This window comes from Bacillus sp. LR--39 (assembly GCF_053613335.1).
Genome location: NZ_JBSIOT010001391.1, coordinates 1 through 557 on the forward strand (window position 1 = coordinate 1; position 557 = coordinate 557).

The 557-nt window shown below is 39.3% G+C and carries 1 pseudogene; it reads right to left on the reverse strand.

Annotation, left to right across the window (positions count from 1 at the left end):
* Nucleotides 1–91 precede the first annotated feature (91 nt).
* Nucleotides 92–557, reverse strand: a pseudogene (locus tag ACWHAR_RS30690) (peptidase); the annotation flags it as partial.

Here is a 557-nt window from a genome sequence, read left to right on the forward strand (position 1 = left end):
TGCGATGAATCGATAAAACCTCCTGTTAAAACGGGAGGTTTTTTATTGTGTACCAAAAAAGCCATCACCCCAAAGGTGACGGCTTTTTTGTTTAATTTGTTTTTTCAATGGATGATGAGTTTGTTTGTGTTTTATTAGATGTGTCTGTTTTATTTTTATTCGTGTCAGAACCTGTTGAATCATTCTTACCAGAGTTCGAATCACCATCCGACGTATCCTGGTTGTTACTGTTGTCGTTATCGTTATCGTTTGATTGGTCTTGGTTATTGTTGTCGGACGGATTGGTGTTCGTATTGTCTTGTTTTTTGTCTTGATCGTTTGTTGAATCATCTGTCTGATCTTGATCCGTCTGACCGTCATCTTTTTGAGAATCATCAGTTTGTGTATCATCCTGAGTCTTCTCATCATCTTGTTTTTCATCATCCGTTTGTTGCTGGTCTTTTTTATCTTCATCGTCTTCAGCTTTTGGCACCTCATAGGATGTGGAAGCTGTACTTTTGCCATCATCACTGACGGCTGTTACTTCGAATTTGTACACAGATCCTGGCTGCACACCC